The sequence below is a fragment of the Roseateles sp. P5_E1 genome (assembly GCF_054049335.1).
The window spans coordinates 1-540 of record NZ_JBFUMN010000423.1 but is presented as its reverse complement, the minus strand read 5'-3'; the positions used below and the strand labels follow the sequence as shown (position 1 = coordinate 540).

Genomic DNA, 540 nt, shown 5'->3' with positions numbered 1-540 from the left:
TTTCCGGTTCGGACAGGTCGCGGATCTTGGTGGTCGAGGTAACGCCTGCGGCGTCGCAGACCTTCTTCGAACGGGTACGGCCGATGCCGTAAATGCTTTGCAACCCGACCCAGACGTGCTTCTGGGCTGGCAGGTTGACGCCTGCAATACGCGCCATGACGCGGTTCTCCAGCTGAGTGATGGCCGACAGCGCACCTTGGGCGCGCTAATCCGGCAGGATGGATCAAAAAAGTGAACTAGCGATTCTATCAAGGTCTCGGTGTACTTGGAAGTCCGTGGAACCTCAAAGGTTCCATGGACCCGGCGTGGGGAGTGTGCCCATGCTCCGGCGCCGGATGTCGTTGACTGCGGAGGTTGCCCTCTTCGTCGCCCGCGCTACTCCTGCGCGGGACCACCACATCACACCCCCACCCGAAACCGCTGCGGGGGCCGCCCTTCGATTTGGAAGGCCAGGTCCGGGAACCGGAGGGGCCTTCGCAACAAGAAGAATAGTGTAACAGGCTTATCAGCCGCGAGCAAAACCGCCGCGGTTGCCGCCCT

1 protein-coding gene is annotated in these 540 nt (G+C 61.9%); it reads right to left on the bottom strand.

What is annotated here, in order from left to right:
- Positions 1 to 157: 30S ribosomal protein S13 (gene rpsM / locus ACXJKJ_RS31880; protein ID WP_457395732.1), on the bottom strand; the 157-nt coding region annotated here is incomplete at its 3' end.
- Positions 158 to 540 lie beyond the last annotated feature (383 nt).